Origin of the sequence: Janthinobacterium sp. SUN073 (genome assembly GCF_030397665.1) — a bacterium.
Classification (GTDB): Bacteria; Pseudomonadota; Gammaproteobacteria; order Burkholderiales; family Burkholderiaceae_D; genus Janthinobacterium.
In genome coordinates this window covers 57736-76656 of sequence record NZ_JAPUBT010000005.1, presented here as the reverse complement: position 1 = coordinate 76656, position 18921 = coordinate 57736, and the positions used below count along the sequence as shown (strand labels likewise).

General features: G+C 62.6%; 19 protein-coding genes. 8 read left to right on the top strand and 11 right to left on the bottom strand.

Annotated features, from left to right (window positions below):
- Positions 1-42: 42 nt before the first annotated feature.
- Positions 43-1221, bottom strand: a complete 1179-nt coding sequence (locus O0882_RS15390; protein WP_289949303.1) for a pyridoxal phosphate-dependent aminotransferase — start codon at positions 1219-1221, stop codon at positions 43-45.
- Positions 1222-1304: 83 nt separating this feature from the next.
- Positions 1305-1739: a putative toxin-antitoxin system toxin component, PIN family gene (locus O0882_RS15385; RefSeq protein WP_289949301.1), complete on the bottom strand. Its 435-nt coding sequence runs from the start codon at positions 1737-1739 to the stop codon at positions 1305-1307.
- 30 nt (positions 1740-1769) lie between these two features.
- Between O0882_RS15385 and yaaA the strand changes: the two genes are divergently transcribed.
- Positions 1770-2540 carry a peroxide stress protein YaaA gene (gene yaaA / locus O0882_RS15380; RefSeq protein ID WP_289949299.1) on the top strand — a complete coding sequence of 257 codons (771 nt, stop codon included), beginning with the start codon at positions 1770-1772 and terminating at the stop codon, positions 2538-2540.
- Positions 2541-2663: 123 nt separating this feature from the next.
- On the opposite strand, the gene O0882_RS15375 is transcribed toward yaaA, so the two are convergent.
- Positions 2664-3467, bottom strand: coding sequence for an outer membrane protein assembly factor BamD (locus O0882_RS15375; RefSeq protein WP_289949295.1), 804 nt, complete (start codon positions 3465-3467; stop codon positions 2664-2666).
- 89 nt (positions 3468-3556) lie between these two features.
- Here O0882_RS15375 and O0882_RS15370 point away from each other — a divergent pair, with 89 nt between their 5' ends.
- Together O0882_RS15370 and pgeF are read left to right on the top strand one after the other, a co-directional pair.
- Positions 3557-4582, top strand: coding sequence for an RluA family pseudouridine synthase (locus O0882_RS15370; protein WP_071076764.1), 1026 nt, complete (start codon positions 3557-3559; stop codon positions 4580-4582).
- Positions 4582-5367 (top strand): peptidoglycan editing factor PgeF, encoded by a 786-nt coding sequence (gene pgeF, locus O0882_RS15365; protein ID WP_289949292.1) that lies wholly within the window; start codon positions 4582-4584, stop codon positions 5365-5367. Before O0882_RS15370 ends, pgeF begins: the two co-directional genes overlap by 1 nt.
- 16 nt (positions 5368-5383) lie before the next feature.
- Here pgeF and O0882_RS15360 read toward each other — a convergent pair whose 3' ends face one another.
- Positions 5384-5617, bottom strand: coding sequence for a hypothetical protein (locus O0882_RS15360; protein ID WP_232730639.1), 234 nt, complete (start codon positions 5615-5617; stop codon positions 5384-5386).
- Positions 5618-5722: 105 nt separating this feature from the next.
- On the opposite strand from O0882_RS15360, the gene phaC reads away from it, so the two are divergent.
- Both phaC and phaR read left to right on the top strand, forming a co-directional pair.
- Complete coding sequence (gene phaC, locus O0882_RS15355; RefSeq protein ID WP_289949288.1) at positions 5723-7438, top strand: class I poly(R)-hydroxyalkanoic acid synthase; 1716 nt, start codon at positions 5723-5725, stop codon at positions 7436-7438.
- A 225-nt stretch (positions 7439-7663) separates the two neighbouring features.
- Positions 7664-8227 carry a polyhydroxyalkanoate synthesis repressor PhaR gene (gene phaR, locus O0882_RS15350; RefSeq protein WP_071076767.1) on the top strand — a complete coding sequence of 188 codons (564 nt, stop codon included), beginning with the start codon at positions 7664-7666 and terminating at the stop codon, positions 8225-8227.
- Between the two features lie 91 nt (positions 8228-8318).
- Here the strand turns inward: phaR and O0882_RS15345 are convergent, their stop codons facing one another.
- Entirely contained in the window at positions 8319-9914 is a 1596-nt protein-coding gene (locus O0882_RS15345; RefSeq protein ID WP_289949285.1) for a hypothetical protein, read from the bottom strand.
- A gap of 310 nt (positions 9915-10224) precedes the next feature.
- Between O0882_RS15345 and rimO the strand changes: the two genes are divergently transcribed.
- Positions 10225-11580: a 30S ribosomal protein S12 methylthiotransferase RimO gene (rimO, locus tag O0882_RS15340; protein ID WP_289949831.1), complete on the top strand. Its 1356-nt coding sequence runs from the start codon at positions 10225-10227 to the stop codon at positions 11578-11580.
- A gap of 96 nt (positions 11581-11676) precedes the next feature.
- Positions 11677-12843 (top strand): cystathionine beta-lyase, encoded by a 1167-nt coding sequence (locus O0882_RS15335; RefSeq protein WP_289949283.1) that lies wholly within the window; start codon positions 11677-11679, stop codon positions 12841-12843.
- Positions 12844-12879: 36 nt separating this feature from the next.
- On the opposite strand, the gene O0882_RS15330 is transcribed toward O0882_RS15335, so the two are convergent.
- The gene (locus tag O0882_RS15330) at positions 12880-13242 is read right to left on the bottom strand and encodes a hypothetical protein (RefSeq protein WP_289949281.1); all 363 of its coding nucleotides are present in this window, start codon (positions 13240-13242) and stop codon (positions 12880-12882) included.
- Positions 13243-13334: 92 nt separating this feature from the next.
- Between O0882_RS15330 and O0882_RS15325 the strand changes: the two genes are divergently transcribed.
- Entirely contained in the window at positions 13335-15200 is a 1866-nt protein-coding gene (locus O0882_RS15325) for a serine hydrolase domain-containing protein (RefSeq protein ID WP_289949278.1), read from the top strand.
- 4 nt (positions 15201-15204) lie between these two features.
- On the opposite strand, the gene O0882_RS15320 is transcribed toward O0882_RS15325, so the two are convergent.
- From O0882_RS15320 to serB, 5 genes are all read right to left on the bottom strand, one after another.
- Positions 15205-15471 carry a hypothetical protein gene (locus tag O0882_RS15320; protein ID WP_289949276.1) on the bottom strand — a complete coding sequence of 89 codons (267 nt, stop codon included), beginning with the start codon at positions 15469-15471 and terminating at the stop codon, positions 15205-15207.
- Positions 15468-16322: a DUF692 family multinuclear iron-containing protein gene (locus tag O0882_RS15315; RefSeq protein WP_289949274.1), complete on the bottom strand. Its 855-nt coding sequence runs from the start codon at positions 16320-16322 to the stop codon at positions 15468-15470. Before O0882_RS15315 ends, O0882_RS15320 begins: the two co-directional genes overlap by 4 nt.
- Complete coding sequence (locus O0882_RS15310) at positions 16312-17214, bottom strand: TIGR04222 domain-containing membrane protein (RefSeq protein WP_289949272.1); 903 nt, start codon at positions 17212-17214, stop codon at positions 16312-16314. The genes O0882_RS15315 and O0882_RS15310 overlap by 11 nt, the downstream gene beginning before the upstream one ends.
- Positions 17211-17939, bottom strand: coding sequence for a nucleotidyltransferase domain-containing protein (locus tag O0882_RS15305; protein ID WP_289949270.1), 729 nt, complete (start codon positions 17937-17939; stop codon positions 17211-17213). Before O0882_RS15305 ends, O0882_RS15310 begins: the two co-directional genes overlap by 4 nt.
- Positions 17940-18037: 98 nt before the next feature.
- Positions 18038-18880 (bottom strand): phosphoserine phosphatase SerB, encoded by an 843-nt coding sequence (gene serB / locus O0882_RS15300; RefSeq protein ID WP_289949829.1) that lies wholly within the window; start codon positions 18878-18880, stop codon positions 18038-18040.
- Between the last annotated feature and the right edge of the window lie 41 nt (positions 18881-18921).

Below are 18921 nucleotides of genomic sequence, written 5' to 3'. Positions count from 1 at the left end.
CATCCTTTGCTCCGCCGTGGCGAAGCCATGCTCAGTGCTCGGTTATATGCTGCGCAGGCGCTCCAGCGCCAGGCGCAAGGTGTCATCCTGCTTGGCAAAGCAGAAACGCACGATGCCCGATTCCTTGCCCTGCGCATAAAACGCGGAGACGGGAATGGCGGCCACCTTGATTTCCGCCGTCAGCCATTCGGCGAACTGCGCTTCGGTCTCTTGTGAAATGGCATCGTAGCGCACGCACTGGAAATACGTGCCGTCGGCCGGCAGCAGAGTAAAGCGACTGCCCGCCAGGCCGTCGCGGAACAAATCGCGCTTGCGCTGGTAAAACGCGGGCAAGTCCAGGTAAGGCTGCGCGTCCGCCATATAGCCGGCGATGCCGTGTTGCATCGGGGTGTTGACGGTAAACACGTTGTACTGGTGCACCTTGCGAAATTCCGCCGTCAGGGCCGCGGGCGCCGCCACATAGCCCACTTTCCAGCCCGTCACATGATACGTCTTGCCAAAGCTGGAGACGATGAAGCTGCGCGCCGCCAGTTCCGCGTTGCGGCTCAGGGACGCGTGCGGCACGCCGTCGTACACCATGTGCTCGTAGACTTCATCGGAGAGTATCAGGATTTGCGTGCCGCGCACGATGTCGGCCAGCGCGGCCACGTCGGCAGGGCGCAAGATGGTGCCCGTCGGATTGTGCGGCGTATTGATGATGATCAAGCGCGTTTTTGAGCTGACGGCGGCGGCCAGCTTGTCCCACGGCACGCTGTAGCCCTGTTCACCCACCTCCATGGAGACCAGCACGGGCACGCCGCCAGCCAGCGCGATGGCGGGCAGATAGCTGTCGTAGGCCGGCTCGATGACGATGACTTCGTCGCCCGGATGCACGCAGCATAAAATGGCCGTGGTGAGCGCCTGCGTGGCGCCTGCCGTGACGGTGATTTCCGTGCCTGCATCATAGCTGTGGCCGTACAAGCTGGCGATCTTCGCGGCAATCGCCTCGCGCAAGGGGGCTGCGCCCGTCATCATCGGATACTGGTTGTGGCCGGCGCGCATGGCGTCGCTGACGAGATCGACCAGGGCCGGGTCGCAATCGAAGTCTGGAAAGCCCTGGCCCAGGTTGACGGCGCCATGCTGGGCCGCCAGGCTGGACATGCGGGTAAACACGGTGGTGCCCACGAGAGGCAAACGCGAGGTCAGGGAGGGAGTCAGATGGGGCAGGGACGGGCTGTTCATGAACGGTAGGATCGCGGTGCGCAAAGTGGAATCGTCTCCCATTCTAGCGCAGCGCGCCCCGTTGCGTATGGGGCTTTGGCGGCTCAGCCCGGCAATACCCAGCCTTCCGGCAACATGATCTTGAACATGCCGGCCTTGGCCGTCTTGCGGGCCAGTTTCAGCAGGGCCTTGTCCTTGGTGATGAGGATGTCGGCGTTGGCGTCGCGCGCCAGTTCGAGGAATTTCTGGTCATCCTTGTCCGTGCAGACGGGCAGGCGCACGCCGGAGACGGGCGGCGCCACGACCGTGATGTGGGCGTCGAAGCGGGCGGCGGCGACGGCGCGGCTGGCTTCGTCGAGCGGCAGATGCTTGTAATGCAACACGACCAGATATTCCGCGCGGCAATCTTCGCGCGTGATGGCGTGCACGGCGCCGCTTTCCATGGCCGCCAGCAAGCTCGCCCAGCGGGGGTCGTTGAAGACGAACAGGTCGAGGCATACGTTGGTGTCGAGGACGAGTTTTTGTGGAGCAGGTATCATGTCGGCAATTCTATTTTGTAGTGATAATTTATGTTGATCGTGCTTTCGCCCGCCAAGAGTCTCGACCTGGAGACGCCGCCAACGACCACGTTGCACAGCACCCCCGATTTTCTCGACCATTCCGCCCAGCTGATCGCCCGCATGCGCCAGTTCTCGCCGGCCGAAGTGGGTAGCCTGATGGGTATTTCCGACGCCTTGTCGGCCCTCAACGTGGCCCGCTACGCATCCTGGACCCCGCAGTTGACCGATGCGCACCAGGCCATCATGGCCTTCAATGGCGACGTGTACACGGGCTTCGGCGCGCGCAGCCTGCAGCCAGCACAGCTCGACTACGCCCAGTCGCGCGTGCGCATTTTATCCGGGCTGTACGGCTTGCTGCGCCCGCTGGACCTGATCCACCCGCACCGCCTGGAAATGGGCACGCGTTTGTCGACCACGCGCGGCAAGGATTTGTATGCGTTCTGGGGTGATACCATCACCAATGGCCTGAACCGCACAGCAAAAGAGCAGGGCGCGAAAGTGCTGGTCAATCTGGCTTCCGAAGAATATTTCAAATCCGTCAAGCCGCGCCAGCTGGACGTGCCCGTCATCGCGCCCGTGTTCGAGGACTGGAAGAACGGCAAATATAAAATCATCTCGTTCTACGCCAAGCGCGCGCGCGGCATGCTGGCCCGCTATGCGGCCGTCAACGCTATCCGCGATCCGCAGCAGCTGAAACAGTTTGACGTCGATGGCTACGGTTTCGTGCCGGAAGCGTCAAACGATACCAGCTGGGTCTTCCGGCGCAAGGTCGGCGAGTAGGCGAATGAATCAGTAAAGCACCCCAGCTGCAAAAGCTGGGGTCGTACCCTCAGGGTACGACCCCGGTCCTTGCTTTTGGGGTTGACGCAAGAAAAAACCGGAGCAAGCTCCGGTTTTTTCATTTTACTGCCAGAATTTCCACCACTTGCGTTCCTTGTTCACCCCTTCCGGGCTGAGGAATGCCGTGTTCGGGTAGTTCTTGGTCAGCACGCGCAAGGTGTCGTCGCGCAGGTCGGTCAAGCCCAGCTTGTCATACGAGCGGTACATGATGAACAGCGCTTCTTCGATGGCGGGCGAAGCGGCAAAGTCGCTGACCGTCGTTTGTGCGCGGTTGGCGGCGGCCAGGTAGGCGCCGCGGCGGTAGTAATACCGCGCTACGTGCACTTCGTATTTCGCCATGGCATCGATCAAATAGTTCATGCGGGCCAGCGAGTCGGGCGCATATTTACTATTTGGAAACTTGTCGACCAGTTGCTTGAAGGCTGCAAACGCTTCGCGCGTGGCTTTCGGGTCGCGCTCGGTCGGGTCTTGCTCGTACAGGAAGTTCAGGAAGCTGATCTGGTCGTTAAAGCTGATCAGGCCGCGCAAGTAGTACATATAGTCTACATTGGCGTGGTTCGGATGCAACTTGATGAAGCGTTCGACGGCAGCCAGTGCCTGCGCCTGGTCTCCCGCCTTATAATACGCGTAAGCGATCTCCATCTGCGCTTGCAGAGCATAGTTGCCGAAAGGATAGTTAGCCTCCAGCTTCTGGAACAGGCCGATTGCAGCTTCATAGTGCTGCCCGGTCATTTCTTCACGCGCCTCCGAGTATAATTTCGTAACGGACCAGTTTTTGGTCTCATCCACTTTTTCAGGCAACAAGCTGCAAGCGGACATGCCGAGCAGAACGACTGAAGCGACTACCAACGATAATTTTTTTTGCATGACGTTTTGCAAGAAGGTTTTAACCAAGATTTTACAATAGGCTGATTATAGCCGATGGGAATGCTGTGATATTAACTCCGAAGCCTAATTTGGCTGACTCCGCGTTTGACTCCCTTTCTGACCATGGCGCCGAAGATGCGTTTGACGGCGATTTTGCCGCCGACGACGCCTTCGAGATCATGGCCCCGATTACATTGGAACTGACGCCGGACGCCTGCGGCCACCGCCTCGATAAAGTCATCGCCCAGCTGGTGCCGCAATACTCGCGCAGCCGCTTGCAATTATGGCTGGAAGCCGGTTTCGTGACCGTCGATGGAAAAGTTGCCAAACGCAACATGACCGCCTATGGCGACGAGAAGATCGTCATTCTGCCGCAAAGCGCGCCGGAAGACGAGGCTTTTAAGCCGGAAGCGATGGAATTGAACATCGTGCACGAAGATGAGCATATCATCGTCATCAACAAACCGGCCGGACTGGTCGTGCATCCGGGCCCTGGCAACTGGTCGGGCACCTTGCTCAACGGCCTGCTGCATCACTGCCCACAACTGGCGGGCGTGCCGCGCGCCGGCATCGTACACCGCCTGGACAAGGATACGAGCGGCCTGATGGTGGTCGGCAAGACCCTCGCTTCGCAGACGGATTTGGTGCGCCAGTTGCAGGCGCGCACCGTCAAGCGTGAATACTTTGCGCTGGTGTGGGGCACGCCGAAAATGGCGGGCACCATCGATGCCTCCATCGCGCGCCACCCGCGCGACCGGGTCAAGATGGCAGTGTCTGAGAATTTCACCGCCAAGCCTGCCATCACGCACTATGAATTGATCGGCAGCGGCGAACTCGACCGCCGTCCCGTGAGCCTGATGCAGTGCCGCCTGGAAACAGGCCGCACGCACCAGATCCGCGTGCACATGCAGCACCTGGGCTTTGCGCTGGTCGGTGACTCCGTGTACGGCAAGCAGCACCTGGTGTCCGTCTTTTCGCGCCAGGCGCTGCAGGCGCGCCGCCTGGGCCTCGTGCATCCGGGCACCCTGGAAGCGTGCGAATGGATCGTGCCGCTGGCCGATGATTTCGCGCAACTGATCGCCACCGCCGGCATTCCCGAGCCGGAACAGGTCTGATGACGTCACCGTTGCCTTGCCTTACTCCCCATTGGCCCGGCCTGCCCGCGAACGTGGGCGCGCTGGCGACCGTGCGCGCGGGCGGCGTCAGTCAAGGGCCGTATGGTGACGGGCAGGGCGGCGGTGGCTTGAACCTGGGCACGCACGTGGGCGACGAGCCCGCGCACGTGGCGGTCAACCGCGCGCGGCTGGCGGCCATCTTGCCTGCCGAACCGGCCTGGCTGTCGCAAGTGCATGGCGTGGCCGTGGCGGACGCGGCCAGTCTGGACGGTTGCGTGCCCGATGCCGACGCCAGCATCGCCACACAGGCGGGCGCCGTGTGCGTGGTGATGACGGCCGATTGCCTGCCGGTGCTGTTCTGTTCGACGGACGGCCTGGTCGTCGGCGCGGCCCACGCGGGCTGGCGCGGCCTGGCCAACGGCGTCTTGCAGCGCACGGTGGCATCGATGCGGGCGCAGGGCGCGGGGGAGATCCTCGCCTGGCTGGGACCAGCCATTGGACCGCAGCAATTCGAAGTGGGGCAGGATGTGTTGCAAGCGTTTCGCGACGGCGCGCGCGACGATGCCGAGCGGCAAGTGCTATCGAATGCATTCGCCGCCATTGCCGGCAAGCCGGGCAAGTACCTGGCCGATATCTATGCGCTGGCGCGCACCATGCTGCTGCGCGATGGCGTGGCGCAAGTGGCGGGCGGGGAATATTGCACCGTCAGCGATGCGGCGCAGTTTTACTCGTACCGGCGCGATGGCGTCACGGGAAGACAGGCCAGCTTGATCTGGCGCAAATAATCTGCACGGCAGACACTTATGTGTCTGCCGTTTTTGTTTTATCGTCTGCTGAGGCGAGCGCGCGCGCGTTCAGTTCAGCGACGCGCTCAGCCTTGCGTTTGCGTCGCCGCGAGCCCGTCAGATAGAATAGGATGGACAGCGGGATGACGCAGTACAGCACGAAGGTCATTACCCCGGCGACGATGGACGGTTCCGTCAGCGCCATGAGGCCGACGACATAGATCCAGGCAACAGCGGTCATGAGCATCATGAGTAGTGGCAGTGAGTAAGAGTTTGCATGCAGGTGGCCCGGAAGTAGTTATTTATTAATTCTTGAATGGACTTACATACATCTATGAATATGCCCGATCCTCAAATGATGACCAAGGAATGGATGGCGCAGATCAGCAATCCTGAGCAGTGGAAGACGTGGTTCAACATGGTACCGCAGCCCCAGGGCAATCCGATTGCCGGCATTTTGCAGGATACGGGCGCCAGCATCAAGCCGGAAGCGATCGAGCAACTGAAAAATGCCTATGTGGCCAAGCTGACGGGCTTGTGGGCTGACTTTATGGCCGGCAAGGCGCCGGAGCTGAAAGACCGCCGCTTCGCCGCGCCCGCCTGGCACGCCAGTCCCCTGTCGGCCTTCAATGCGGCCGCCTATCTGCTGAACGCGGAGTTTCTCAGCGCCATGGCCGACGCCGTGGAAGCGACGCCGCACCAGAAGCAAAAGATTGCCTTTGCGGTGCAGCAAATCGTCGATGCCATGTCGCCCGCCAACTTTCTGGCCACCAACCCTGACGCCCAGCAAACCCTGATCGAGACCAAGGGCGAAAGCCTGGCCAAGGGCTTGAGCAATATGCTGACCGACATGCAGAAGGGCCGCATCTCGCAGTCCGACGAATCGGCCTTCGAAGTGGGCCGCAACGTGGCCACCACGCCGGGCGCGGTGGTGTTTGAAAACGCCCTGTTCCAGCTGATCCAGTACACGCCGACGACGGCCACGGTACACCAGCGTCCCCTGCTGATGGTGCCGCCGTGCATCAATAAATTCTATATTCTTGACTTGCAGCCGGAAAACTCGCTCGTGCGCTATGCGGTGGAGCAGGGTAATACCGTGTTTTTGATGTCCTGGCGTAATCCGGACCTGAGCATGCAGCACCTGACGTGGGACGATTACGTCGAGCAAGGCGTGATCGAAGCCATCCGTTTCGCGCAGGACATTTCCGGCCAGGACAAGCTCAATATGTTCGGTTTTTGCGTGGGCGGCACCATCGTCTCGACGGCGCTGGCCGTGCTCAAGGCGCGGGGCGAGAATCCGGCCGCCAGTCTGACCCTGCTGACCACCTTCCTCGATTTCTGCGACGCGGGCGCGCTCGACGTCTTCATCGACGAGCCGCAAGTGGCGCTGCGCGAGCAGAGCCTGGCCAAGGGCGGCCTGATGACGGGGCGCGACCTGGGCAGCACGTTTTCCAGCCTGCGACCGAACGACCTGGTGTGGAATTACGTGCAGTCGAACTATCTGAAGGGCAAGGAGCCGCCCGCGTTCGACTTGCTGTACTGGAATGGCGACGGCACGGGCTTGCCAGGCCCCATGTTTTGCTGGTATCTGCGCAACACTTACCTGGAAAACAGCCTGAAAGTGCCGGGCAAGCTGACGGTGGCCGGAGAACAGGTCGACCTGAGCAGCATTGACGCGCCCGCCTTCATCTATGGCTCGCGCGAAGACCATATCGTACCCTGGGGCGCGGCCTACGCCAGCACAGCCTTGCTGAATCCCAAGAAGCCGAAAGCCAACCGCTTTATCCTCGGGGCTTCAGGCCACATCGCCGGCGTGATCAATCCGGCGTCGAAGAAAAAGCGCAGTTACTGGAGCAATGACCAGCCGCGCACGGCGAAAGCCAAGCCCTTGACTGCCGAGCAGTGGATGGAAGGCGCGACCGAGCATGCGGGCAGCTGGTGGCCCGAATGGGCGGCCTTCCTGGCCGAACACGGCGGTACCCAGGTGAAGGCGCCAGGCAAACCGGGCAACAAACGCCACGCGGCAATCGAGCCGGCGCCGGGGCGATATGTTAAAGTCAGGGCAGATTAAGTCACAAAGCGTTTTTGCCTGACAAGGTCGGCGTAATCATCGGTCTTGTCAGGAATCTACTTTTAGTTGCGTTGCAATAAATGCGGGAATCTACTACCCTGATGTGCAATGGAGCCGTTTTCCACTCTATAATGGAAAAAGTAGGCAGGTGCGAAAGCGGACCCACGTTCGCTTTTTTTTCGGATTAACTCAGTATGCGCTGCGGCGCAATAAGTGGAACTTGTGATGAGTAGTGCAAAAAAAAGTATAGACCGCCTGATTAAAAAATATCCCAACCGCCGTCTGTACGACACGCAAACCAGTTCCTACATCACCTTGACGGACGTCAAGCAGCTGGTGTTGGACAATGAGGTGTTTACCGTCGTCGATGCCAAATCCAGTGAAGATTTGACGCGCAGCATCTTGCTGCAAATCATTTTGGAAGAGGAAGCGAACGGCGCGCCCATGTTTTCGAGCAGCGTGTTGTCGCAGATCATCCGCTACTATGGCCATGCCATGCAGGGCATGATGGGATCCTACCTGGAAAAGAACGTGCAAGCGTTCACCGATATCCAGCACAAATTCACGGGCACGTCGGCCGGCAGTTTCGAAGGCAAGCCATTCAGCCCGGAAATGTGGACCCAGTTCATGAATGTCCAGGGCCCGATGATGCAAGGCATGATGAACAACTACATCGACCAGAGCAAGAGCCTGTTCGTGCAGATGCAGGAACAGATGCAGAGCCAGAGCAAGAATCTGTTCGGCACGTTCCCGTTTGTGCCGCCAGTCCCACCGACCGACAAAAAGTAAGCCGCAGCCAATGCGGGCCACACAACGGCACAGGAACTCCTGTGCCGTTGTGCTTTGCGGGCGTCATCCCGCCGGCTGCCGATGCTGCATGTTATTGCTTCCGTTGTTGCAGCGTGGAGAGCAGGTCCTGGTTTGAATGCTCGAGCTTCCATGTCCTGGCATTGTCCATGGAGCTGTAAATGCTGACCTTACCCTTGAAATCTTCCTGGATATTGAGCGCCAGGCCGGACGGGAATATCAACGGGGCGTTGCGCAGTGTGTATGGGACATACGGCCCCCAGGTCTTGCCTTCGTCGCTGCTGACCAGCAGGGCGCCCTCGTTATACATGCCGGCTTCCATCAGCAGTTTGCCGTCATTGAGCGGCGCCACGGGCGACATCAGGACCTTGAAGGGCGACACGATAGGCGTCCAGTTCTGGCCGCGATCCCGTGAAACATAGGCGTCGGGAAAGCGTCCTCCCAGACCCGCCGCTACCAGAACGCTTTGCGTGCCATTGGCTTGATGGATAAACTGCGTCAAGCTTTTCTTGTGCGGACTAAAGCGTTCGGTCAACTTGCCCGTGCGGTAGTCGAGTTCGCCGATCAAGCCGCTTTCCAGCGCATAGCCGATCCGCTCCGCGTCTTGCCACGTCCACAATAAGCCCGGGCCATGCAGCCACGATCCGGGCAAGGTGGAACGGTACACGGATCGCCAGTCGCCACCGTCCAGCTGATTCGCATGGAAAATGTTCAATGCATCGCCCTTGCGATGCATCACGTACCAGCCATCCTTTGAGTTGCCACCGATGCGCAGCAGGTTGCCGGGCGGCAGGTTGCCTGTATCGACAGGAAGCAGCTTGTCGCTGTCACTCGCCTTGCGTAGCAGGGAGCCCGATTCGCCTACCGCGATCAACTCGGCATTGGGCAGGTCTACGGGAAAGACGCAAGACAGCGACTCCACCGAGGGCGCATTGATGATCTTCCATTTACCTTGTGTCGAGCGCAGCAGGACGGCGCCCATGCGGCTGGCGGCAGCTACCCGGCCATCGGGCATTTCGGTGGCGCACTCGGCCCCGGCCGGGTGGGCGCGGGCAAATTGCTCGACATCGTCCTGCGCGTGGTGTGGGGTGCTCCAGCCTGGGCTGGCAGCAGCGCCGAATAACTTGCTGTAGTCGGGGGCAAAGCGCTGGAGCAATTGCGCATTGGATAGCACCTGCGCGCTGCGACCGTATTGCACTCCGAAATCGCCGCGTGTCACAATCAGCCGGCCCAGATCCGCCGACTTGCCCGCTTCGATCTTGAAGCTTCCCACGATGCTCGAGTACACATGCAAGAGCTTGTTGGCCCGCGTGTCGATCAGTTCGACAAACTCATACTCGCCAGGCGGTAGTGCGCCAATGAACAGGGAAGTATCGCCTGCCATCGCGCTCTCGACCTTTTTCATCACCAGATTTGCGGAGACCAGCTTGAAATCACTGCGCTGCTCCCCCGCCACCACACGGCGTAACTTGATCATATTGAAACCGTAAATATCTTTGGTATTCGACGTGATGCTGACTACCACCGGGGTTTCTCCCGATTGTGCACTCGTTTTCAGTGGGTCAACCACCGACGTGTTGACGACGCAGCCGCTGAGTAGCAATACAGTCAAGCCGCAAGCCGCTACAGCCCGGTGCCGCGCTTTCAATTTGGAAAAGGACAAAGACATGGGATTCATTTAGTTTTTTAAAAAACAAAATTATATGTCATGCCATTAATTTCCTTAAGGCATTATTTTGACTTTCTTGATACCTGGAATGTGTGGCCGGACCTTGTTCGACCGCCGCCACGATGGCAGCGGCCGCAACAAAGCTGGGGTGGTAGCGTTGCAGATGCGCCAGCAAAAGAAGCCGGCGCTGACAGCAAGGGGCGGCTCGGGGTACAATAGCCGATTCGCCTCATCATTTTGCTAGCTGCCAACTATGTCTGAAATTCACCGTATTCCCGTTCCTTCCGCCAAGCCAGAGGCCATGCTGGCCATGCCAGGTGCGGCGCCGAAAGTGGGCTTTGTCTCGCTCGGCTGCCCGAAAGCGCTGGTCGACTCCGAACAAATCCTGACCCAACTGCGCGCCGAAGGCTACGAAACGGCGAAATCCTACGCTGGCGCCGATCTGGTGATCGTCAATACCTGCGGTTTTATCGATGCTGCCGTGCAAGAGTCGCTCGACGCCATCGGCGAAGCGCTGGCTGAAAACGGTAAAGTCATCGTGACCGGTTGCCTGGGCGCCAAGAAAGATGCTGCCGGCGACGACATCATCATGAAGGTGCACCCGAAAGTGCTGGCCGTTACCGGTCCGCACGCGCTGTCCGAAGTGATGGATTCCGTCCATTTTCATTTGCCGAAGCCGCATGCGCCCTTCCTCGACCTGGTGCCGCCGCAAGGCATCAAGCTGACGCCGAAGCATTATGCCTACCTGAAAATTTCCGAAGGCTGTAACCACCGTTGCAGTTTCTGCATCATTCCATCGATGCGCGGCGACCTGGTCTCGCGCCCGATCGGCGAACTGATGATCGAAGCGGAAAACCTGTTCAAGGCCGGCGTCAAGGAGTTGCTGGTTATTTCGCAAGATACCTCGGCGTATGGCGTGGACGTGAAATTCCGTTCCGGCTTCTGGAATGGCCGTCCCGTGAAGACGCACATGACGCAACTGACGGAAGCGCTGGGCGAACTGGCCAAGACCTACGGCGCCTGGGTGCGCTTGCACTATGTGTACCCGTACCCGCACGTGGACCAGATCATCCCGATGATGAGCGGCGGCCACATCCTGCCCTACCTCGACATTCCGATGCAGCATGCGCACCCTGACGTGCTCAAACGCATGAAGCGCCCGGCCAGCGGCGAGAAAAACCTCGACCGCATCCAGGCCTGGCGCGCCATCAACCCGGACCTGACCATCCGCTCGACCTTCATCGCCGGTTTCCCTGGTGAAACGGAAGCGGAATTCGAGTACTTGCTGGACTTCCTCAAGGAAGCGCAGATCGACCGTCTGGGCTGCTTCGCCTATTCGCCCGTCGAAGGCGCGACGGCCAATGCGATCGAAAATCCCGTGCCGGAAGAGCTGCGCGAAGAGCGCCGTGGCCGCGTGATGCTGCTGCAGGAAGAAATTTCCAAGAAACGCCTGCAAGCCAAGGTCGGCAAGACCGTGCGCGTGCTCATCGATGAAGTCACCCGCTCCGGCGGCGTGGGCCGCTCGTCCGCCGACGCGCCGGAAATCGATGGCGTCGTGTACGTAAAACCGCCGTTCGAGCCGCACCGCAAGCTGGCCGTGGGCCAGTTCTTTGATGTAAAAATTACTTCAGCGGACGCGCACGACCTGTGGGGCGCCGCCGAGTAAGCAGGTGTAACAGTCGTACGGCGTACGGGGCCGAAAGCCCTTACAATCAAGGCGGACCAGCAATTGCTGATCCGCTTTTTTTTATTTCCCGACGCCATGACCACAATCAAATCCCCCCAGACGGCGCTGATCCACAGCGATTACCAGGCGCCGCAAGGCTTTGCCGCCTTTCCCAACGCCATCCATCACGCATCGACCGTGCTGTTCAAGGACGTGGCGGCCATGCGCTCGGGCGACTGGAAAGAGAAGAACGCCTACACCTACGGCTTGCACGGCACGCCCACCACGTTCACCCTGGAAGCGCGGCTGGCCGAGATCGAAGGGGGCAAGTACTGCCTGCTGGCGCCGTCGGGCCTGGCGGCCATCGCCATGGCGGACTTTGCCCTGCTGAAAACGGGCGATGACGCTTTATTGCCGGAAAACATCTACAACCCGAACCGCGAACTGGGACGCTGGCTGGCGCAGGATTTCGGCATCACGGCCCGCTATTACGACCCGCTGATCGGCGCCGGCATCGCCGCCCTGATCCAGGAAAATACCAAGCTCATCTGGACGGAAGCGCCGGGTTCCGTGACCATGGAAGTGCCGGATTTGCCCGCCATCTGCGCGGCCGCCCATGCGCGCGGCGTGCTGGTGGCCCTGGACAACACCTGGTCGGCCGGCCTGGCCCTGCGCGGCTTTGAGCTGGGGGTGGACATCATCATGCAGGCGCTGACGAAATACCAGTCGGGCGGCTCGGACGTGCTGATGGGCGCGCTCATTACGCGCGAGCGGGCGCTGCACGAGCGCCTGGCGCTGGCGCACATGCGCCTCGGCATGGGCGTGGGCGCCGATGACGCCTACCTGGTGCTGCGCGGCTTGCCCACCATGAAGCTGCGCTTCGACGCGCACGATGCGGGCGCGCGCACGGTGGCCGCCTGGCTCAAGGGAAGAAGCGAGATCGCCACGGTGCTGCATCCGTCCTTCGCCGATTGTCCCGGTCACGCCATCTGGCAGCGCGATTTCACGGGCGCGGGCGGCCTGTTTTCCGTGCTGTTCGATGCCCGCTACACGGAGCAGCAGACGGACCGTTTCGTCGACGCCTTGCAGTTGTTCAAGATAGGCTACAGCTGGGGCGGCGCGAACAGCCTGGTGATGCCGTACCGCATCGCCGCCATGCGCAAGGGCTGGCAGTTGCCGGGCCAGCTGGTGCGCCTGAACGTGGGGCTGGAAGATCCGCAGGATCTGATCGCCGATATCGAACGGGCGTTCGCGGCGATGTAGGCAGCGGCAAGCCATTGGCTTGCCGCGAAGCACCTTTTACAGGGGGACGGGGGTGTTGTTGTTCAGGTCGAGGAAGCCGCGCAGCAAGCGGTAGGCTTTCCACAGCCAGGCCACGCCCCACACGACGAACGCCAGCGGAATGCCGATGATGGTCATCCATAGCACGGCGCCGACGACGATCCAGGCCACATACCACCAGAAGGAACGGATCATCCAGCTGTGATGGCTGTACACGAAGGTCCCGGCCGCCTCGTCCCGCTTCACATAATTGATGATGAGCGGAATGAAGGAAAACGCGCCCAGCGAAAACACGAAGCTGGCGCCATGTATCAGGTACAACCACCAGGCCAGGTTCTTGGTCTGCCGGAGTGGGGTATCCAAAATAATATCTTGTGACATGCAGGCTCCCGCTTGATTGTTTGCTCAGGTTTTTATTGTAACAAGCTCTGTTGAACGGGAGCGCAATCCATGGAAAAAGGCGAAATACATTGTTGAAAGCACATCCACATCCCACCTGGACCGCGCGCGCCGGGTCATGGCTGCGGCGCGCCGTGCCGGCCTTGCTGCTGTGCGCCACGGCGGCCCATGCCGCCGCGCCTGCGCTGGAGGCGGAGTTTGCCGCCGGCTTGAAGGAAGAGGGCCTGGCGGGCGCCGTCTGGAGCGAAGTCTTGCCCGATGGCACAGTCAAAGTCGGCGCGTCGGGCCAGCGCGATGCCGCCAAGCACCTACCCATGCAGGCGGACACGCGCGTGCAAGTGGGTTCCGTGGGCAAGGTGGCGCTGGCGCTGGGCGTCTTGCGCCTGGTCAGCGAAGACCGGCTCACACTCGACACGCCCGTGCAGCAGGTGCTGCCGGAACTGGCGCTGAACAACCCGTGGCAGACCAGCGACCCCGTGCGCATCCGCCACCTGCTGGCGCACACGTCCGGCCTCGACAATGTGCGCTTCTGGCAGGCGTTCAGCATGAATCCGGCGCCGCAGACGCCGCTGGCGGCCGCTTTTGACGGCGGACGCAATCTGCTGCGCGTGCGCGCGCGGCCCGGCAGCCGCTATGCGTATTCGAACATGGCTTATGGCTTGCTGGGCATGGTGATCGAGAAGGTGACGGGCCAGCCGTATGAGCGCTACCTCAATGCGCAGCTGCTGCAGCCGCTGGGCATGGCGGACAGCACGTTTACTTTCGTCACGCAGACGGGCGCGCGGGCTGATCCGCGCCTGGCCATGGGCCACTTCGAGCATGGCGTGGCGCAAGCGGCCGTGCCGCAGTACCTGCGTCCGGCCGCGCAATTTACCACCACCGCGGCCGACATGGGCAAGCTGGCGCAATTCCTGATGGGCGACGGCAAGCTGCAGGACCAGCGCTTCATCGACCCGGCGCTGATGGGCGCCTTGTCCGAACCGGCTGGCACGGATGCGGCGCAGGCGGGCCTGGCAACGGGGCACGGCCTGGCCCTTGCCGTGCGCGACCGCCACAATGTGGTGGGCGCCTGCCACCCTGGCACGGCCGTGGGTTTTCGCGCCATGCTGTGCATCTACCCGGAGCAGGACAGCGCCTTCTTCGTGGCCTTCAATACGGATGCGGAGGCAGCCGACTATGAACGCTTCAACCGCCTGCTGCTGCGCGACCTGGAGCTGCCGCTGCGCGCGCCAGCGCCGCAGGGCACGCCCGCGCCCACGGTGGAAAACTGGCAGGGCGTGTATGTGCCGTCACCCAGCCCCATGGCCAGCATGGCCTGGGTCGATGCCGTCTTCGGCTTTACGCGTCTGAAATGGGATGGCGAGTCGCTGTTCCTGATCCCGTTCCAGGGCGAGCCGAAGGAACTGGAACCGGTGGGCGGCTTGCTGTTCCGCGCCAGCGACCGCAGCACGCCATCGCACGTGCTGCTGCAGGAGGATGGCAAGCATATCCTCAGCGACGGCTTGCGCAGCTATGAGCGGGTATCGATGCTGCGCATGCTGGTCTTGTGGGGCAGCCTGGCGCTGGGCATGGCGGGCTTGCTGTATGTGCTGGTGGTGGGTGTCTGGCGCGCCGCGCTGCGCCGCCTGGCGCGGGGCGACCATCTGTTCGCGCCCCTGCTGTCGCAGCTGGCGCTGCTCTTGCCGCTGCCGTTTTTCTATTTTCAGTCTTACCTGCGCCTGGGCGATGTCACCGTGGCCAGCGTGCTGCTGGCGCTGGTCACGGGCGCATTGCCGCTGTCCATGGCGTTTGGCCTGGCGCGCTGCTGGCGCAGCCGTGGCACGGCAGCCGAGGCGGGTTCGTGGGTGAAATGGGATTGGATCGCCTTGCTGGCGGCGCTGCAATTGCTTCTGGTGCTGGCCTGGTGGGGCTTGCTGCCGCTGCGTCTGTGGCAGCTGTAGGCTGTCAGGTCCAGGCAGCCAGAAGCCGGCGCCACCAGCGCTGCGCCGGCGAGGCCCGGGGGCCATGTGCGGCGCGCCCGGCCCGTTTGCTGCGATAGCTGGCCGCCGCCATCTGCAGGCCGACGCGATCCATGGCCGCCATCGCCTCCGCTTCCTGCGGCGACAAGCCGTGCTGCAAGGCTTGCGCACGGGGTTCCAGCAGGAAGGCGGCACGCAGGGCCTCGTCCGTGTACAGCCTGGCCAGAAAGATCTCGAGTGCGGGAGAGCTCATGCGCTGCGCCCCGCGCGCAAGGCAGCGCGCGCCAGCTCCAGTTGGCCCAGCACATGCTCGAACGACGGGTAATTGCCGTCGCGTTCGACGATCACCGTCAAGGGTTGCGGTGCCAGGCGCGCCAGCTGGGTCAATAGCTCGAAGACGGCGGGCGGCACGTCGTGCAGATGGTCGTCCAGCAAGCGCTGGCCACCGCCCGGCGCGGCTATCCAGTGGCCGCCGCTCAGGTGCACGGCGCCGACCCGGTCCAGGGGCAGGCGCAGCAGCAATTGCTCCGGCGCCTCGCCAGCATTGACGGCATTCGCATACAGGTTGTGCAGGTCCAGCAGCAGCGGCACGTGCGCGCCGTGGATAATCTGCGTCAGCCATGCGGCTTCGTCCAGGGTGCTGGCGGGAGGCTGGACCAGGGTGGCGATGTTTTCCATCAGTGGCGCGCTGCCGACGATGCGCGTGGCCAGCGCGATATTGGCGATCGCGCCGGCGGCGCTGAGCGGTGTGCGCGGCGGCGCCGCCAGGTGGCCGATTTCCACGCCGCCGGCGCGCACGAAACTCAGGTGCTCTGACCACGACTCCGCCTGCACCGTCTTCATCAGGCGCGCCATCGCATGCAGGCGGCGCGGGTCGGCGGGAATCGTCGAGGCCAGCCCCATGCCGACGCCGTGCAGGCTCACCGGCACCTGGCGCGCCAGGCTGCACAGGGCGGCGATGCCGGCGCGCGGGGCGTGGTAATAATCGTCGGCGATCACTTCCAGCACATCGATGTGCGCCAGGTTGGACAGGATGCCGGCAGCCAGTTCGCCGCGCCAGCCCAGGCCGACGCGGTCGCGCGCGGTTTCCTGGCTAACTGCCACAGCCGCCGCCACCGCCGCAACCGCCACAGCCGCTGCCGCCGCCATCACCGCCGCCCGATGACGAGTCGCCCGTGCTGCCGGACGAGGAGTCGCTGCTGTGCCGGGGCACCGGGTACAGCTCGGCGACATACGCGTACACGGACAGGGGCAGGGCGCCGAGGCCGAAGATGGCGGCCAGCAGGGCCATGTCGGCGCTGCTGCTGCCTGCGTTCAGGCGCGACGAGCGCATGTTCAGGCGGCCAAACAGCATGCGCAGGTCGGTCAGCAGCCGCTGCGCGCTCCAGCTGATCGCCTGGGTGCGCAAGCCGCGCAGCATGAGCAGGAATACCGCCAGCAGCAGCGCCAGGAACAGCAGGTTGTAGTGCTGGCGGCTGATGGCGATGACGGCCTTGACGCCGGCCACCGTCAGCAGCAGCCAGTGCGCGGGCCAGGTGATGCGTTCGCGCCGGCGCAGCAGCGGCGGGCCGAGCAGCAATTCCTGCTGCGTCAAGCTGTCCTGGTAGGCGCGGCACGATGGCAGCATGTCCGCCTGCGCGGCCAGTTCCTTGCTGTGGCCCTGGCGGCCCAGGTACAGCCGTAGCACGTCGCGTTCGATGTCATGGCTGGCGAAGCGCAGGCTGTCGGCGTTGGCCGTTTCCAGCAGCGGGCCATCGGCGCGCAGCAAGCCGCGGTCGACCAGCACGATGGCGGCGATTTTCACGGCTTCGAGGGCGCCGCCGCGCAGGAAGGCGATGCGGTAAGGGTCATCGGCCAGCGACAGCTGGGCGTGCGGATTGCGCAATTCCTGGCGGATCAGCAGCTCGCGCGCGAGGTAGTACACGAGCAGGCCGAAGATCAGGTAGGCCAGCAGGAACCAGGGCCCGCTCCAGTCGAACGGATTGACGCCGTTCACCGCATGGTCTCCGCGTGTTCGCGCAAGCGTTCGGTAATGGCCATCAGGCTGGTGAAGGCGGGCAGGGCCTGCCCCGGCGCCAGGCGCGCCGTTTCGCGCGCTGCCGACATGGCTTGCAGGGCCGTGTGCAGGGCCGGCTCGCCCAGCTGGTCGACAAACGCTTCGAGCGCCTGCTTGCCGGACTGCGCGGACTTGCCCTCCAGCTGCGCCAGCGACGCGGCGGCCGAGCGCAGGGGGCCGGCCGCGTCGGCGATGGCCCCGGCCAGCTGTTCTTCGTTCAGGCTCAATAGCATATACCGTTCGCGCATGCGCACCTGCTGGTTCAGCAGCACTTGCCGCAGCCGGCGCAGTACGGCATCGCGGCTGGTGTGCAGGCTGGCGAAAGGATCAACGCCCAGCAGCACTCGATGGCGCGCGATGATGTCGGCGAACTTGACGGCGAAGGCGTCGGCGGCCTGCGGCAACTCGCTCTCGAGCAGGAACATCACCTGCAAATCGATGGCGGCGTGCGCCAGGCGCAAGGGCCCGCGCAGCGCATCGGCCGCTTGCGGCGTAAAGCGCTTGAGCAGCAACAGCAGGTTGACGTCGGAGGTGGCGCGCAACTGGCCGTCCGCGGCCGAGCCAAACAGCACGGCGGCGGCAAGGTCAGCACCGAAGGCCGTTTGCGCGGCGGCGACGAACACATCCAGGTGGCGTTGTATCTCTTCTGGCAGCGATGGCGGCATACGGTGTTCTTTCACGATGGGCAAGCTTGGTAGTCACAAGTTTGCAATATAGCAAACTTATGCCATCGTGCGCGCACCGTCCGCCAGATAGCGCCAAGTCAGGTCAATACGTTCAGCAAGCCATCGAGTCCCACGAAGTTCAGCGCCACATCGGCTTGCGAACGCACCACGGGCTTGGCGCGGAAGGCCACCGACAGGCCGGCGATGCCCATCATTTTCAAGTCGTTGGCGCCGTCGCCCATGACGATGGCTTGCGCTGGCTTAATGCCCATCTGCGCGCACACGCGCTCCACCGTGCGCTGCTTTTCCTCGGCGTCGACGATGCCGCCCAAAACCCGGCCCGTCAGCTTGCCGTCGACGATTTCCAGCTCATTCGCATGCGTGTAATCGAGGCCCAGGCGTTCCTTCAGGCGCTCGGTGAAGAAGGTGAAGCCGCCCGACACCAGCAGGGTTTTCAGGCCGGCCTTCTGCACGGCCGCCAGCATGGCTTCCGCGCCCGGCGACAGTTTTAAACGTTCGTCGTAGACGCGCTGCAGGGCCGACGCGTCCAGACCTTCGAGCAGGGCCACGCGCTGCTTCAGGCTGGCCGCAAAATCGAGCTCGCCGCGCATGGCCGCTTCCGTGATGGCCGCCACTTGCGGCTTGAGGCCCTGCATGTCGGCGATTTCATCGATGCACTCGATGGTGATCAGGGTCGAATCCATATCCATCGCCACGAGCTTGAATTCGCTGAGTTCGCGCTGGCCCATCATGTAGGTGGCGTCCAGCTGGGCCGCCTGGGCCGCCACTTCGATGGTGGGGCGCAGCGCGGGCGAATAGGCGATCTGCTCGCAGCGCACGGCGTTCGGCCCCAGGCGCGTGACGGACGTGGGCGCGGCCAGCGCGGCGATGCGATCGAGGCGGGCGCTGTCGCCGTCCAGGCCCTGCAGGATCAGGTTCATGGTGATGGAAGTCGTGTTGGTCATGGGGCTATCCTGCATAA

Bases quoted from the DNA above. Each gene is read 5' to 3' on its own strand.
- O0882_RS15345 (WP_289949285.1), bottom strand. From the start codon at position 9,914: ATGTCTTTGTCCTTTTCCAAATTGAAAGCGCGGCACCGGGCTGTAGCG.
- O0882_RS15320 (WP_289949276.1), bottom strand. From the start codon at position 15,471: ATGAGCTCTCCCGCACTCGAGATCTTTCTGGCCAGGCTGTACACGGAC.
- O0882_RS15375 (WP_289949295.1), bottom strand. From the start codon at position 3,467: ATGCAAAAAAAATTATCGTTGGTAGTCGCTTCAGTCGTTCTGCTCGGC.
- yaaA (WP_289949299.1), top strand. From the start codon at position 1,770: ATGTTGATCGTGCTTTCGCCCGCCAAGAGTCTCGACCTGGAGACGCCG.
- pgeF (WP_289949292.1), top strand. From the start codon at position 4,582: ATGACGTCACCGTTGCCTTGCCTTACTCCCCATTGGCCCGGCCTGCCC.
- O0882_RS15330 (WP_289949281.1), bottom strand. From the start codon at position 13,242: ATGTCACAAGATATTATTTTGGATACCCCACTCCGGCAGACCAAGAAC.
- O0882_RS15305 (WP_289949270.1), bottom strand. From the start codon at position 17,939: ATGCCGCCATCGCTGCCAGAAGAGATACAACGCCACCTGGATGTGTTC.
- phaC (WP_289949288.1), top strand. From the start codon at position 5,723: ATGATGACCAAGGAATGGATGGCGCAGATCAGCAATCCTGAGCAGTGG.
- O0882_RS15360 (WP_232730639.1), bottom strand. From the start codon at position 5,617: ATGATGCTCATGACCGCTGTTGCCTGGATCTATGTCGTCGGCCTCATG.
- O0882_RS15385 (WP_289949301.1), bottom strand. From the start codon at position 1,739: ATGATACCTGCTCCACAAAAACTCGTCCTCGACACCAACGTATGCCTC.
- phaR (WP_071076767.1), top strand. From the start codon at position 7,664: ATGAGTAGTGCAAAAAAAAGTATAGACCGCCTGATTAAAAAATATCCC.
- rimO (WP_289949831.1), top strand. From the start codon at position 10,225: ATGCCAGGTGCGGCGCCGAAAGTGGGCTTTGTCTCGCTCGGCTGCCCG.
- serB (WP_289949829.1), bottom strand. From the start codon at position 18,880: ATGAACCTGATCCTGCAGGGCCTGGACGGCGACAGCGCCCGCCTCGAT.
- O0882_RS15335 (WP_289949283.1), top strand. From the start codon at position 11,677: ATGACCACAATCAAATCCCCCCAGACGGCGCTGATCCACAGCGATTAC.
- O0882_RS15390 (WP_289949303.1), bottom strand. From the start codon at position 1,221: ATGAACAGCCCGTCCCTGCCCCATCTGACTCCCTCCCTGACCTCGCGT.